The 14,347-nt window shown below is 65.8% G+C and carries 16 protein-coding genes and 1 pseudogene; 9 read left to right on the top strand and 8 right to left on the bottom strand.

What is annotated here, in order from left to right; translation table 11 throughout:
* The 3 genes from C1D09_RS02215 to leuD all read right to left on the bottom strand — a co-directional run bounded on the left by C1D09_RS02215 (position 1) and on the right by leuD (position 2,159).
* Positions 1-393 carry a RidA family protein gene (locus C1D09_RS02215; protein WP_143972782.1) on the bottom strand — a complete coding sequence of 131 codons (393 nt, stop codon included), beginning with the start codon at positions 391-393 and terminating at the stop codon, positions 1-3.
* A 153-nt stretch (positions 394-546) separates the two neighbouring features.
* Positions 547-1,482: a hypothetical protein gene (locus C1D09_RS02210; protein WP_143972781.1), complete on the bottom strand. Its 936-nt coding sequence runs from the start codon at positions 1,480-1,482 to the stop codon at positions 547-549.
* Between the two features lie 71 nt (positions 1,483-1,553).
* Entirely contained in the window at positions 1,554-2,159 is a 606-nt protein-coding gene (leuD, locus tag C1D09_RS02205; RefSeq protein WP_032932304.1) for a 3-isopropylmalate dehydratase small subunit, read from the bottom strand.
* Positions 2,160-2,313: 154 nt separating this feature from the next.
* On the opposite strand from leuD, the gene C1D09_RS02200 reads away from it, so the two are divergent.
* The 5 genes and pseudogenes from C1D09_RS02200 to C1D09_RS02180 all read left to right on the top strand — a co-directional run.
* Positions 2,314-2,739, top strand: coding sequence for a GNAT family N-acetyltransferase (locus tag C1D09_RS02200; RefSeq protein WP_143972780.1), 426 nt, complete (start codon positions 2,314-2,316; stop codon positions 2,737-2,739).
* Between the two features lie 86 nt (positions 2,740-2,825).
* The gene (locus tag C1D09_RS02195; protein ID WP_199647363.1) at positions 2,826-3,137 is read left to right on the top strand and encodes an ArsR/SmtB family transcription factor; all 312 of its coding nucleotides are present in this window, start codon (positions 2,826-2,828) and stop codon (positions 3,135-3,137) included.
* The gene (locus tag C1D09_RS02190; protein WP_143972778.1) at positions 3,137-3,583 is read left to right on the top strand and encodes an SRPBCC family protein; all 447 of its coding nucleotides are present in this window, start codon (positions 3,137-3,139) and stop codon (positions 3,581-3,583) included. Before C1D09_RS02195 ends, C1D09_RS02190 begins: the two co-directional genes overlap by 1 nt.
* Positions 3,584-3,649: 66 nt before the next feature.
* Positions 3,650-4,114: an SRPBCC family protein gene (locus C1D09_RS02185; protein ID WP_246135632.1), complete on the top strand. Its 465-nt coding sequence runs from the start codon at positions 3,650-3,652 to the stop codon at positions 4,112-4,114.
* A gap of 54 nt (positions 4,115-4,168) precedes the next feature.
* Positions 4,169-4,873 (top strand): annotated as a pseudogene (locus C1D09_RS02180) (DUF72 domain-containing protein); the annotation flags it as partial.
* 34 nt (positions 4,874-4,907) lie between these two features.
* On the opposite strand, the gene C1D09_RS02175 reads toward C1D09_RS02180, so the two are convergent.
* From C1D09_RS02175 to C1D09_RS02160, 4 genes are all read right to left on the bottom strand, one after another.
* Entirely contained in the window at positions 4,908-6,074 is a 1,167-nt protein-coding gene (locus C1D09_RS02175) for an NAD(P)/FAD-dependent oxidoreductase (protein WP_143972776.1), read from the bottom strand.
* A gap of 74 nt (positions 6,075-6,148) precedes the next feature.
* Positions 6,149-7,750 (bottom strand): ATP-binding protein, encoded by a 1,602-nt coding sequence (locus C1D09_RS02170; RefSeq protein WP_143972775.1) that lies wholly within the window; start codon positions 7,748-7,750, stop codon positions 6,149-6,151.
* Positions 7,741-8,433 (bottom strand): response regulator transcription factor, encoded by a 693-nt coding sequence (locus C1D09_RS02165; RefSeq protein WP_143972774.1) that lies wholly within the window; start codon positions 8,431-8,433, stop codon positions 7,741-7,743. Before C1D09_RS02165 ends, C1D09_RS02170 begins: the two co-directional genes overlap by 10 nt.
* 3 nt (positions 8,434-8,436) lie before the next feature.
* Entirely contained in the window at positions 8,437-9,984 is a 1,548-nt protein-coding gene (locus C1D09_RS02160) for a DUF4153 domain-containing protein (protein ID WP_143972773.1), read from the bottom strand.
* 387 nt (positions 9,985-10,371) lie between these two features.
* Between C1D09_RS02160 and C1D09_RS02150 the strand changes: the two genes are divergently transcribed.
* Positions 10,372-11,265: an HpcH/HpaI aldolase/citrate lyase family protein gene (locus C1D09_RS02150; protein WP_143972771.1), complete on the top strand. Its 894-nt coding sequence runs from the start codon at positions 10,372-10,374 to the stop codon at positions 11,263-11,265.
* Positions 11,266-11,314: 49 nt separating this feature from the next.
* The gene (locus tag C1D09_RS02145) at positions 11,315-11,521 is read left to right on the top strand and encodes a DUF1737 domain-containing protein (protein WP_143972770.1); all 207 of its coding nucleotides are present in this window, start codon (positions 11,315-11,317) and stop codon (positions 11,519-11,521) included.
* A gap of 95 nt (positions 11,522-11,616) precedes the next feature.
* Here the strand turns inward: C1D09_RS02145 and C1D09_RS02140 are convergent, their stop codons facing one another.
* Complete coding sequence (locus C1D09_RS02140; protein ID WP_027055474.1) at positions 11,617-12,039, bottom strand: metallopeptidase family protein; 423 nt, start codon at positions 12,037-12,039, stop codon at positions 11,617-11,619.
* 180 nt (positions 12,040-12,219) lie between these two features.
* Between C1D09_RS02140 and C1D09_RS33605 the strand changes: the two genes are divergently transcribed.
* Both C1D09_RS33605 and C1D09_RS02130 read left to right on the top strand, forming a co-directional pair.
* A complete protein-coding gene (locus tag C1D09_RS33605; RefSeq protein WP_143972769.1) occupies positions 12,220-13,254 on the top strand; it encodes an ImuA family protein in 1,035 nt (344 codons plus the stop codon).
* On the top strand, positions 13,196-14,347 hold a 1,152-nt coding region (locus C1D09_RS02130), incomplete at its 3' end, for a Y-family DNA polymerase (RefSeq protein ID WP_143972768.1). The genes C1D09_RS33605 and C1D09_RS02130, both read left to right, overlap by 59 nt.

Genomic DNA, 14,347 nt, shown 5'->3' with positions numbered 1-14,347 from the left:
TCAGGATCCCATAGCCGAGCGCCGCAGCGCCGTGACTTCGATCTCGATCTTCATTTCCGGCTTGTTGAGCTGGCACACGATCATCGTCGCCGCCGGCCTGATGTCGCCGAATGTCTCGCCCAGGATCGGGAAGACCACGTCGACGAAGGCCTGGTCGGTGATGTAGTAATGCGCCCGCACCACGTCTGACATCTCGAAGCCGCCGTCGGCCAGCGCCTTGCCGATCGTCGTCAGGCAGTTGCGCGTCTGCGCCTCGACCGTCTCCGGCATCGTCATCGTCACGTAGTCGTAGCCGGTCGTCCCGGACACGAAGCACCAATCCCCCTGCACCACCGCGCGCGAATAGCCGGCGGTCTTCTCGAAGGGCGAACCGGTGGAGATCAGTTTGCGCATAGGGGCCCCCTTGGGTTTGCTGAGCGTCCGTCTAGCAGAGGAGGGCGATCCGGTCGTGGGCCAAGCCGAGCGGACCATTGTCACGATGCGGCGAGGTGGTGCCTCCCTCCCGTCGTCATCCTATGCCAAGCAAGGAGCGGACGTAGGGCCGCCCTAATTCGCCGACCCCACCGCCTTGTCCAGCGCTTCCTTGACATCGGCCGGCCATGTCGCCGTCGGCGGCCAGGCCTGCGGCTCGCCATTGTCGCCGCGGCGGGCGAAGTAGAGTTTGTGCCTGGCCGGATCGACCGCCATGAAGCCGTCATTGCCGCCGCAATCATGCGGCACGCAGCCGCTGGCGTAGAAGGCGCCCGACGCGGTCTTTTCCGTGCCGCCGCCGACCAGCAGGCTGGTCGCCATGTCGGGCATGTCCTTGCCGAGCAGCTTTTCGGCTTCCTTGTAGACTGCCTCGTTGTGGAAGGCGTCGATGATGTTGTCGTATGTCGACGGGTCGATGTCCTTCCAGTCGGTGCCAGGCTCCGGCGTGTAGGCGAGGTTGCCGGAGGTGGTCAGTCCCGATGTCGGCGACCACTGCAGGGCCGGCTTCTGATCGCCCGGCAGCAGATAGGGTACGAAATAGATGGCGCTGTCGGAGATCGCCGCCGGCGGCGCGCCGCACTCGTCCTGCTCGACCGTCGTGGTCTTGATCTCGCCGTCCTTCGGCTTCCAGACGATGACCTTGGCCGGGCCGCATTGATTGCCGCCGTCGCCGACATCGACCAGCGCCACGTTGACGTCGCCGATCTTCACGACCTTGTCGAAGAAGACATCGTAGTTGCTGGCCAGCGGCTTGCCGTCATAGGCGAGCACCTTTTCGCCATCCTGCTCCGGCTGCGTGATGGTCAGCTGGCCGCCCTCGAACGCTATCGGCGCCTGCTTGTCGTCGTCGGCGGGCGCCGCATCGCTGGTGCTCGACGATCCCTGGTCGGTCGCCGGCTGGTCGGCCGGCTTCTGGGCTGCCGCGGGCGTCTGCGTCTGCGCAAAGGCGCTCACGCTGGGCACCAGCAACAAGGCCAGGCCGCAAACGCCGGCAAGAAGCGAACGTGCCATGACTGTCCCTCCCCTCAGTCGCCACCAAACCCGGCCGGAAAGCGGTCGGGCCTATCGTCGGACGGTGCCGCTCAGGCCCAGGGCCGCTGTTCGGCGTTGCGCTTCTCGAACGAGGCGATGGCGCCGGCCTTCTCCATGGTCAGGCCGATATCGTCGAGCCCGTTGAGCATGCAGTGCCGCTTGAAGTCGTCGAGGTCGAACTTGACGACGCCGCCATCCGGGCCGCGGATTTCCTTGGCTTCGAGGTCGACCGACAAAGTGGCGTTCGAGCCGCGCGAGGCGTCGTCCATCAACTTCTCCAGATCCTCGGGGCTGACGGTGATCGGCAGCACGCCGTTCTTGAAGCAGTTGTTGTAGAAGATGTCGGCGAACGAGGTCGAGATGACGCAACGGATGCCGAAGTCGAGCAGCGCCCACGGCGCGTGCTCGCGGCTCGAACCGCAGCCGAAATTGTCGCCGGCGACGAGGATCTGCGCCTTGCGGTAGGCCGGCTTGTTGAGAACGAAATCCGGATTTTCAGAACCGTCGTCATTGTAGCGCATCTCGGCGAACAGGCCGGTGCCGAGGCCGGTGCGCTTGATCGTCTTGAGATAGTCCTTCGGGATGATCATGTCGGTGTCGACATTGACGATCGGCATCGGAGCGGCGACGCCGGTGAGCTTGGTGAATTTTTCCATGGCTTTGGCCCGTGTTTTCGTTGCGGGGGATTTGCTGACGCCCCGTTTACACAAAGCCGAGGGCAAATAAAAGGCAACTGTTCGTGCGCGCTGGCACAAGGGGCGTAGCGCAAAACGGCTTCGAATTCGCGAAGCGATGGTGCAGTCTGGCGGCATGGCAGAAAACCCCCATGTCCTCTACGCAAGCGAGCCCGCGCTCGACGTCGCCGAATTCCGCCGCGTCCTGGTGGAATCCGGCCTCGGCGAGACACGGCCCGTCGATGATCCCGCCAGGCTGCGGGCGATGCTGTCCGGCGCCAATCTTGTGCTGACCGCGCGTCTCGACATAGCGGACAAACCGCTGATCGGCGTCCTCAGGGCCATGACCGACTTTTCCTGGGTCTGCTACATCTCGGAGCTCGCCGTGTCCCGATCGGCGCAGGGACTCGGCGTCGGCAAGGGCCTCATGGACGAGGCGCGCCGGCAGCTCGGGCCGTCGATCGCCATCAGCCTGATTTCAATGCCCGACGCGGTCGGCTTTTACGAACGCATCGGCATGAAACGCATGGCCGACGCCTTCTGGTTCTCCCGCAAGAACTGACTTTTTCTCCTGAAGCCGCCCAACCGCTGGCGTGCGACCTTGTCGCTTGACATGCAACCAAATGGTTGCATATTAAGGCCATGAGCATGGATGCAGTCTTTCGCGCCTTGGCCGACCCGACACGCCGGCAATTGCTGGACAACCTCCATGCCCGGAACGGGCAGACGCTGAACGCGCTGTGCGCGCAGATGGACATGACGCGCCAGGCGGTGACCAAGCATTTGGCGATCCTGGAGGAAGCCAACCTCGTTACCACGCTCCGCAAGGGACGGGAGAAGCAGCACTACCTCAACCCGGTTCCGATCAACGAGATCGCCGAGCGCTGGATCGGCAAGTTCGAGCGCCATCGGCTGGATGCATTGAGTGATCTGAAGAAACGCCTCGAAAGGGAAGACTGATGAGCAACAGCTTCGTTTACGTCACCTACATCCGCACCACGCCCGAAAAACTCTGGGAGGCGCTGACCGACCCGGAGTTCAACCGGCAGTTCTTCCTCTGCTCCCATCAGGAAAGCGACTGGAAGGTCGGCTCCAGCTGGAAACTGATCTTCCCCGACGGCCGCGTCGCCGACTCGGGCGAGATCCTGGAGATCGACCCGCCGAGGCGCCTGGTCATCAAATGGCGCAATGAATGGATGCCGGAGATCAAGGAAGACGGCTATACGCGCTGCACCTTCGCCATCGAACAGGACGGCGAACTGATGAAGCTTGTCGTCACCCACGAGGCCGACGGCGCGCACCGGCTGATCCCGAATGTCGCCAAGGGCTGGCCGCTGGTGCTGGCCAGCCTCAAGAGCCTGCTCGAGACCGGCAAGGGTTTCGAGCGCCCGCCATCGAAAGAGTGAAGTCGTTTCGATACCGAAACAAAAACGGATGCGGAGGCGCCGGTGATACACTTCGGGGTACGGAGCATGACCAATGGCGAGACGATCATGGCGTCGGCCGAGATCGAAGCGCCTGTGGATCGCATCTTCGCGGCGCTGGTCACGCGAGAAATCGAGCAATGGTGGGGATCCGCCGACACCTACCGGATGGCCGATTGGTCGGCCGACCTTCGCGTCGGCGGCCGCTGGACGGTTGTCGCCCGCACGACCGACGGCCGGGACCTGCCGGCCGGCGGCGAATTCCTCGAGATCGAAGCGCCGCGCCGGATCGTGCAGACGCGGGCCTATGCCTGGGATCATCCGACGCTTGGCCGGCGGCAAACAACGGTCGCCTGGCTGCTTGCGCCGAGCGCCAACGGCACGCGCCTCACCGTCTGCCATGGCGGTTTTGCCGGCCTGAGCGATGCGGCGGCCGAGCATGCCGAGGGCTGGGGCCGGGTGCTGGCCTGGCTGCAGGCTCATGTCGAGGCCGGGAGACTGGCGGCGGCCTGAGCGGCTGTCACACCCACGCCTTGACCTGCCCCTTGTCTGGGCCACATCCCATGCATGGCAAAGCAGGGATGTTTCATAGGCACGGCCGGCTGGGGAATTCCAACCCGATACAAGGAAGACTTGCCGCAACCCGGTTCGCATCTCGAACGCTACTCCAGGCACTTTCCGATCGTCGAGATCGACACGTCCTTCTACAAGCCGCACCGCCGCGAGACCTATGAGCGCTGGGCACGCTCCGTGCCGGAGCACTTCCGCTTTGCCGTCAAGACGCCCAAGGCACTGACGCATGAGCACCGTCTCGCGGATGGAGATGCGGTTGCCGAAACGTTCATCCGGCAGGTCGAAGGTCTCGGCGAAAAACTGAGCGTGCTTTTGGTGCAGCTGCCGCCCAGCTTGTCCTTCGAGCCGGACATCGCCGGCGGTTTCTTCGACATGCTGGGCAAGCGTACAAAGGCAAGGCTGGCATGCGAGCCACGCCATCCGAGCTGGTTCGAAGCGGAGGCGGAAGCGCTGCTTGCCGACCGGCGGATCGCGCGCGTTGCCGCCGACCCCGCTCGAGTGCCGGCTGCTGCGGTGCCGGGCGGCTGGGCCGGCCTTGCCTATTTCCGCTGGCACGGCGTGCCGCGCGTCTACCACTCGGACTACGACGCCGAAAGTCTCGACCGAATCGGCCGGCAGGTGCAGGCAGCGGCCGCTTCGGGCGCCGAGGTCTGGGGCATCTTCGACAACACGGCCGCCGGCCACGCGCTCGGCAATGCCCTCGCGATCGATGCGATGGTTGACTGGGCGCGTCTCAGATCACGTTCAATTCCCGGAAAGCCCGTCCCTCGGCCACCCGCCCATAGCCAAACGCCGAGCAATCGATCGTCCGATACCCGCCATGCACCAGGAACTCGGCCAGCGCCTTGCCAACCGCCGGGGCCTGCTGCAGGCCGTGGCCGGAAAAACCGTTGGCGAAGATGAAGTTGCCGACCTCCGGATGCGGCCCGATCACGGCGTTCTGGTCGAGGGTGTTGTAGTCATAGTGCCCGGCCCAGGCGCGGGTCGCCTTGATTGCCTCGAAGGCAGGGATGCGCGTCGCCAGCACCGGCCAGATCACCTCTTCGAACAGCGGCCAGTCGACCTCGAAATCGGTGGGGTCGGCGGGGCCGTCGCCCTCTTCCGGCTCGGCACCGCCGGTGAGGTAGACCGAGCCTTCCGGCCGCACATAGATGCCGGAGGGATCGACCAGCAGCGGCATGTCGGCATATTTCTCGCGCGCTTCGAACACGAAGACGTTGCGCTTGCGCGGCTCGACCGGCAGAGCCAGCCCGGCAAGCGCGGCGACCTTGCCGGCATTCGGCCCGGCGGCGTTGACGACGATGCCGGCCTCCAGGGTCTGGCCGTCGTCGAGCGAGACGCCGGTGACGCGGTTGCCGTCGCGCGCGATGCCGGTGACGGAGGCGGCGATGAAATCGATCTTCTTGTCGCGCAGCGCCTTGCGGAACAGCATCAGCATCGCATGCGCGTCGAACCAGCCTTCGCCGGTCCGGCCATAGGCGCCGGCGGAAATGCCCTCGGTCGACAGCCAGGCAAAGCGCCGCGTCAGCTGCTCGGCGTCCTCGAGCACGATGTCGGCGCCCTCGGCGACCTGCGCATCATGGTTTGCCTTGAGCACCGGCAGGCCGTTCTCGCCGGCCAGGATAAGATAGCCGCCTTCGCGAAAACCGATATCGGCATCGGTGCCGAACGTCTCCTTCAGCCGCCGGAACAGCTTCAGCGTGAACTGCGACAGCCGGATGTTTTCGGGGATCGAGAATTGCTGGCGGATCGAGGCCATGGACAGCGTCGTCGCCGCATGGGCGAATTGCGGATCGCGCTCGATGAGCGCGATGGAGCCGGAAAACCCTTCCTCGCGCAGATAATAGGCAATCGAGGACCCGACGATGGCCCCGCCGATGATGACGATGTCGTAGCGCACGCTTAATGTCTCTCCAAACCTAGAGCATGATCCGAAAAGTGGCCGCCGGTCCTCGGAAGGGATCATGCTCCCTCTCATACCACCGGCAGTGTGATCTCGAAGCGCGTGCCGCGCTCGCTGTCAACCAGCCGGATCATACCATCATGCGCTTTCAGGAGGGCCAGCACGATGCCGAGGCCCATGCCGGTGCCGCCGGTTGAACGCCGCGTGGTGAAGAACGGCTCGAAGATACGCGCCCGGTTGCTCGGCGAAATGCCGGCCCCGTCATCGCCGACCAGAACCGTCGCCTTGCCGCCGGCGCTTGTCGCGGTGATCGAAACCAGCGTCGCGCCGTGCATGGCGGAATTGTCGATGAGATTGGCAAGCACGATCGCCGCGTTTTCGGCCGAGATGCGCAAGGCGAGATCCCCGCCGGATTCGATGCGGACCGCCAGCCTGGTGTCGGCGGGCAGCAGCGCCAGCGCCGCACCGATCGAAGTGCTTTCGCCGCTGGGTGCAAGATTTTCGGCCTTGGCCAGGTCGAGCAGCCGCCGCACCAGCAGATTGAGCCGCCCGGCATCGGTGACGATGTTGTTGGAGAAGCGCCGCCGCTCCTCGTCATCCATCGCGCTGCCGGAATCGCGCAGCAATTCGGCCGCGCCCTGGATCGCAGTCAACGGCGATTTGAGCTCGTGCGAGACATGGGTGGCGAAAGTCTGGATCGAGTCCGAGCGCGCCTGCAGTTTTTCGGCCATGTCGAGGAAGGCGGCGGACAGCTCCGCCATTTCATAGGTACCATGGTGGTCGAGCGGCCGGATCGCCTCACGCTCACCGGCGGCGATGCGCTGCGTGCGGTCGATCAGCGCATAGATCGGCCGGCTGACGGTGCGCAGGAACACCAGGCCGATGAGCAGCGTGCCGCCGAGAATGGCGATCGCCGCCAGGGTCACCTTGCCGCGTTCGCCATAGAGATGCTTGATGATGTTGTTGGGGGTCCGCGAGACATAGACCACGCCGGCGACCCGGCCAGCGACGGCCACCGGCAGGGCGACGAAGACCCGCACCTTGGTGCCGCGGCTGACCGAATAGAGCGGTGGCGTCGGCTGGTCGGGGATGCGCAGACGAAGCGCGCTGGCATAGTGGCCGCCAAGCGCGGTGCGCACCTCGCCGACCTCGCCAAGCGACTGCCCGACCTCGCTGCGCCCGGCAATGACGACACCCTTCGGATCAAGCAGCCGGAAGCCGGCCAGCGTGGTTTTCTGCGTGGCGTCGAGAACGCCCGACAGGCGCGTGCCGATCGCGGCAAAGGCCGGATCGGCGGTGCCGGGTATGGCGGCCGGCCGGGTCGGAAGCACGGCGTCGGAGGCGAGATCGAGGCGCGGCTCGATCGGCCGGTATGGTCCGTCGGGATTTGCGGCTCGGCCGGCATCGCCATTGGCCTGCGGCATCGGCGCGCCAAATTTGTCCGGCGGAACGCCGGCGTCGCGCACCTCCCGCGCATAGATGGCGGCGATGGCCGCCCCCTGCGCGATCAGCTCCGCCTCGGTCTGGCGGATCAGCTGGTTCTCGTAGAGGCGGAAGAAGAACAGGCCGACCAGCGGTAGCGCCATCACCAGGATCAGGATGGCGACGACGACCGTGGCAAGCCGTGGCCGCCATTTGCGGCCGATCCATTTGCTGGATGTCGTCAGCCGCATCGGCCGAGCCGGAAGCCGACGCCATGCACGGTCTCGATGGCGTCCACGCAGCCCACCGCAACCAGCTTGGCGCGAATGTTGCGGATATGGCTGTCGACGGTGCGGTCGGCGACATGGATCTTGCCGGCGTAGGCGTTTGCCATCACCGCGTCACGGTCGAGCACATGCGCCGGTCGCGCCAAGAACCCTTTCAGGATCGAGAACTCTATCCCCGTCAGGGCAAGCGGCTTGCCGTCGAAGCTGGCGGCGTGGCTGGCCGGCGCCAGAGTGAGCTTGCCATGCGAAAACTGACGGTCGTCGGCCGCTTCGGGCGCCGCCGGGCGGGCGCGGCGCAGGATGACGTTGACGCGCGCGACCAGTTCGCGCGGACTGAACGGCTTCGTCACATAGTCGTCGCCGCCCATTTCGAGCCCGAGGATGCGGTCGATCTCCTCGTCGCGCGCGGACAGGAACAGCACCGGCACGTCCGAGGTGTGGCGCAGGACCCGGCAGACCTCCAGCCCGTCCATCTCCGGCATGCCGATGTCGAGCACGACCAGGTCGGGCGCCCGGCGTCCGACTTCCTGCAAGGCGGCGGCGCCGTCGGCCACCCCAAGCGTCGTCATGCCGGCCTTTTCCAGCGCGAAGCAGATCACTTCGCGGATGTGCGGGTCATCGTCGGCGACGAGGATGTGATGCGGCATCGGTCAGCGGCCCGGCAAGGAGGGTTGCGAAGGCTGAGGAAGCACGAGCGACCCCTTGCTGTCGAGATAGGCAAGCAGGCGCCAGTCGCGAAAGCTCCAGGCCCGCCAGTTTTCCTGGACGGTTCGGTACCAACCCTCGTCGATGCCACGCAGTCGCGCGAGTTCGCGTGTGGCGCCGGCCTCGGCGGTCTTTGCCTGATGATCGAAGAAACGGTCGAGTGCCGGAAACGCGCCCGGGCCGAGCGAGCGCAGATACCAGGCATCGAGGGGGATGCCCTGGCCGGTCATTTCGAAGGAATGGTCGACATTGTAATTGGCGATCGTCGCGGCGAAATTGATGAAACAGCAGGCATAAAGCGTCAGGGATAACGTCAGAAGATTGGCGCAGGAGAGCCATTCATTGGATTTTCCGAGAGCGATGCGGGCGATGATCAGCGCAAGCCCTGCCGCCACCAGCCCCATCCAGACGAAAGCCGCGATGCGCCAGTAGGTCAGCGCATAGATGTCGACATAGAGGTCGAGCCGCAGGATCGACGAGATGACCAGCATGATGTTCTGCGCCACCCAGGCATAGACCAGCCGGCGGATGACGGGATCCCCCGAGGTCTCGCTGCCCGGCCTGAGCGCCGCCAGCACGAATCCCGCGGCAAGCAGCGCGGTGACAACAAGGGGATAGGCGCCGCGATGCGCGTAAGCCGCGTAGCTCAAGCCGTCGGGAAGGGCTGCCCCGCCCCAGAGATAGGTGGCGTCGAGCCCGGTCTGCAGCGCAAACAGCACGTTGAAGACGATCAAGGCACGCAGGATGGCGGCCTTGCCGAACACGATGTCCTCGATGACGTGGCTTTGCGGATTGATCGCCGGTTGAGCCGCGGCAAGGGCATGGTTCGGCCGGGCGCTGCGCCGCGAAAGACCCGGCAGGCGTGGCCGCAGAAAGGCCCAGACGCCGGCGAGCACGAACAGCCAGAAGGCGACGCGCGCCGGTTGGATGAGATCGAGCAATTTTAGGAGATCGATCAGCGACAGCCAGTATTCAATGACCGGGTTGGCGGCGCCGAACAGTGCCAGGAACACGGCGCCCAGTGTCAGCGGCATCACCCAGACGGCGACCGTCGCCAGCCGCACAGTTCGTCCGCCAGACCGGCGCACCGTCTTGCGCCAGCGGATGAAATCGCGGACGAACCGGAACGGCGCCGCGAGCCCGAACAAAGCGATCTGGCCGGCAATGCGCGCCATACCGTGCCGCAAGCGACCGCTCAACGAAAGCGCGAACACGACCAGCACCGCAAGCGCTGTCGAGACGGACAGGGGGCTGACATTTTCGGCGAGCGGAAGCAGGGCGACAAGCAAGGCGGCGGGCTTGAGCCAGACCCTGATGTCGCTGAAGGCCGTGGGATGCATGGCCACGACCGCGGCGGCGATCAGGATGGCGAACAGGAAGACGGTGATGCCGGCGGGCTGGCCGTAGAACAGGAAATCCGCCAGCACGACCAGCAGCACGGCAACACCGAAGCGGCGGCAATAGCTTGGTGCCGCTGTGAAAAATGACGTCATGATCTGACCTTCCTGCTGGCATCTGGTTTGATCGCGTCCGTTCGCCATGGCGGCGGCCTCTTGCGGACAAACGGAATGAGGATCGCCGCGGGATCGCCGCGCGGCGGATCGGCCAGCCACCAGCCTTCGCTGCGCAGGCGCTGTGGCACGGACCAACGGGGTTTTGCTCGCTTGTGCATGCCGCCTGTTTCGCAGGCCGGCAGGGAGGTGGCAGGGCGGATCCGAGGAGCTTTTCCGCAGGCCTGTGCAGTTTTGGTGCAGGGCCAGTTTCATTCAGGCCAGTTTTCATTCAGGTCAGTTTTCATGCAGGCCAGTTTTCATGCGGGCCAGTTTTCGTGTGGACTTGGACCACTTGCCTCGACAGACCCCAGACGGCATAGATCGGATATGACCGAATCCTACCGTCCGCGCCGCTCGGTGCTCTACGTTCCGGCCTCCAACGACAAGGCGCTGGCCAAGATCGCGCTTCTGTCCTGCGACGCGATCATCATCGACCTCGAGGATGCCGTCGCCCCGGCCGACAAGATTGCCGCCCGCCAAAAGCTGCCCGCGATCTTCGCCAGCCGCCCGGCCGCCAACCATCGCGGCCACCGCTGCGAGATGGTGGTGCGCGTCAATGCGCTGGCCAGCGAATGGGGCGACGACGACCTCGTAGCCGTGGCGAAGGTCGAGCCCGACGGCATCCTACTGTCCAAGGTCGCCACGCCGCGCGACATCCTCGAGGTCGGCGACGTGCTCGACGACAATTTTGCCCCCGATAGCGTGAAACTCTGGGCGATGATCGAGACGCCGAAGGCCCTGCTCAACATCGGCGCCATTGCTGAACTGGGCCGCGATCCGGCATCGCGGCTCACTTGTTTCGTTGCCGGAACGAATGATCTGGCCAAGGACACCGGCGTGCTCGTGACGCCGGACCGGCGCTACCTCGTGCCATGGCTGATGCAGATGGTGCTGGCCGCGCGCGCCGGAGGCCTCGACATGCTCGACGGCGTTGCCAACGATTTTCGCGATCTCGACGCCTTTGCCCGCGAGTGCGCGGAGGGGGCCGCCATGGGCTTCGACGGCAAGACCCTCATCCATCCGGCCCAGATCGACGCCGCGAACCGCGCCTTCGCGCCCTCGCCGGAGGCAATCGCCGAAGCACGCGCGGTGAAGGATGCCTTTGCGCTCACGGAAAACACGGACAAGGGCGTGATCGCGCTGAACGGCAAGATGGTCGAGCGGCTGCATCTGGCACAGGCCGAAAAACTGCTGGCGAAGGCGGCCGCCATCGGCGCATGATATCGGCCCTATGCTCGCGGGCTACGGCACTTACGACAGGACTTGAGACATGAAACTCTACCGCTTTCTGACTGGCCCGGACGACGCCAGCTTCTGCCACAAGGTGACGGCGGCGCTGAACAAGGGCTGGCACCTGTTCGGCTCGCCGACCTATGCCTATGACAAGAAGGCCAAGGCCATGCGCTGCGGCCAGGCGGTGGTGAAGGACGTCGACGGCCAGGAATATGGGCCGGATACCAAGCTCAGCGACTGGTAGGCCAGGCGCCGAGGCCTTCCTTCTCTTCGTCATCCTGGGGCGAAGCAAGGAGCGAAGCGACGCGGCGCAGACCCTGGGATGACGAAGTGTTGGCTCTACTCGGCAGCCTCTTCGATCCGCTCCATGTCATCATCCGACAGGCCGAAATGGTGGCCGATCTCGTGGATCAGCACATGGGTGACGATGTCGCCGAGCGTCTCCTCGTTTTCGGCCCAGTAGTCGAGCATGGCGCGGCGGTAGAGCGTGATGCGGTTCGGGCCTTCGCCGGTCTGCGGGTTCCAGCGTTCGGCGATGCCGCGGCCCTCGAACAGGCCGAGCAGGTCGAACGGCGTCTCCAGCGACAGGTCGTCCATGATCTCGTCGGTCGGGAACTCGGCAATCTGGATGACGATCTCGCCGGTCAGCTTGCGAAAATCCTCCGGCAGATGGGCGTAGGCCTCCAGCGCCAGGAACTCCAGCTCCTCCATCGAGGGCGCGAGTTCGCCGTGCCAGGTGCGGGTCTTGTAGATGCGGGCCATGCTTTGTCCTTTGACCGGCATATAGGCTTTCGCACCGGGCGAGGCAAATGGAGCGGCCGATACGCCCTGTCGTGCAGGGTTCGCAGGAATAAATTCCTCGTGACTCTGCTTGACTCTTCGGACCGCCTCTGGAATCTATAGGAACATAACAGGAACAATTGTGAGTGGACACTGACCGTCATGGCGATATCAGCCGTGGCGCGGGAGACTGTTTTTGCCCTGCGCCGCCAGATCGCGAAGATCGAGGGAACGCTGCCCGAGCGCCTGCAGGCACCGGCTGGCGCGCCGCTTGATGCCGACGCCAGCGCCGATCTCACGATCGTCCGGCGCGGTCTTGCCGCCGCCTTGCCGGAGGCCTTCCTGCCGGTCGGCATCGAACCCCTCGATGCCGCCCTGAGCGGTGGCTTGCCGAAAGCGGCGCTCAGCGAAATCCATGGCCTGGAAACCCGCGATGCCGGAGCCGTCGCCGGTTTTGCCCTGTCGCTCACCAGCCTGATCCTCAAGCAGGCGCAAGGGTTGCCGGTGTTGTGGATCGGCACCACGGAAATCTTCCGCGAGGCGGGCTTTCCCTATGCCAGGGGACTGCAGGCCTCCTTCGGCATCGGGCCCGGGCAATTGCTGTTTTCCGAGGCGCCGAAACTCGCCGATGCGCTGTGGGTCGCCGAGGAAGCAGCGCGGATGATGGCGCTCGCCGCCGTCATCCTTGAAATCCGCGGCAATCCGCAGCGGCTCGACCTGACCGCGACGCGGCGGCTGCATGCGAGGGCGCAAAGTGCGGGCCGCCCCGTATTTCTGCTGCGGCAGGCGGCCGAGCCCGAACCGACGGCGGCGCCCGTCCGCCTCATCGTCTCGCCGGCGCCGGCCGTGCCGCGCGAAACCGTCGCCGGGCCGCTCGCCGGATCGATCGGCCGCCCGGCCTTCACCATCAGCATCGGCAAGAGCCGCACGGCCCTGCCTGGACAATTCACACTGGAGTGGAACCCCGATGAACGCGTATTCAACGAAAGAAGGGGCGAGGAAGGACGGACAGGTCGGGCAAAGGATCCTGTCCCTGTGGTTTCCCTATCTGGCGGCCGAAAGGATCCTGCGGCAGCGCCTGGGGCGGTCCTGGCGTTCCCGACCCCAAGATCATCCGACGCCATCTCATCCGCCACTGGTGATCAGCCACCGCCAGGGCAACGCGCAGCGCATCTCAGCCCTCGACGAGCGGGCTGAGGCGCTGCACCTGAAGCGCGACATGGGCATTGCCGACGCGCGTGCCATGCATCCCTCGATCGACATCGTCGAGGCCGATCCGGAGGCAGACCGGCGCCTGCTCGAAGGCCTTGCCGACTGGTGCGACCGCTACACCCCGCTGGTGGCGCTGGACGGGGCGGACGGCCTGTTTCTCGACGTCACCGGCTGCACCCATCTGTTCGGCGGCGAACGCGCCATGCTGGACGACATCCTGTCGCGCTTCTTACACCAGGGGTTCGATGTCCGCACCGGCCTTGCCTCGACGCCGGGCGCGGCCTGGGCGGCGGCCCGCTTCTGCGGCGACCGCATCGTCGATGGCGGCGAGGAGGAAGCGCTGCTGGCGCCTCTGCCGCTCGCCGCACTGCGCATAGCGCCGGAAACCCGCGCCAGCCTGGAAAGTGTCGGCCTGCGCACGGCGGGCGCCGTCATGGCCGCCCCGCGCGCGCCGCTTGCCCGCCGCTTCGGCGCCTCCTTGCTGCTGCGTCTCGACCAGGCGCTTGGCCGTCTCGACGAAGCGGTCTCGCCGCGCCTTCCCGTGGCGCCGCTTTCGGTCGAGCGGCATCTCGCCGAACCCGTCACGCTCACCGAGGACATCGAGCGGCTGGTCGGCCTTCTGGCGACGACCTTGAAGACCGATCTCGAGCGCCGCGGCGAGGGCGCGCGGACGCTGGCGCTGCTGCTCTTTCGTGTCGACGGTGCCGTCAGCCGCATCGCCTTGGGCACCTCGCGGCCGATGCGCGATCCCCGGCTGATCCAGAAACTCTTCCATGAAAGGCTGGCCGCCCTCGAGCAGGACATCGATGCCGGCTACGGCTTCGACCTGGTGCGGCTTTCGGTGCTGGCGGCCGCCGCTTTCGACATGGCGCAGGCCGATCTGACGGGCGAGGTGACCGACGACGGCGCCGACATCGCACTGTTCGCCGACCGCATCCGCGCCCGGCTCGGCGAGGGTGCCGTGCTGCAGCCGGTCGCGGTTGAAAGCCATCTGCCGGAGCGCGCCGTCGCCATCGTCCCCTTCAGCGAAGCGCCGCGCCGGACCACGCCGCCGAAAAGACCGGACAGGGTGCAGGCG

Origin of the sequence: Mesorhizobium intechi (assembly GCF_002879535.1) — a bacterium.
In the GTDB taxonomy this organism is placed as follows: Bacteria; Pseudomonadota; Alphaproteobacteria; order Rhizobiales; family Rhizobiaceae; genus Mesorhizobium; species Mesorhizobium intechi.
This window is presented reverse-complemented; position numbering and strand designations above follow the sequence as displayed.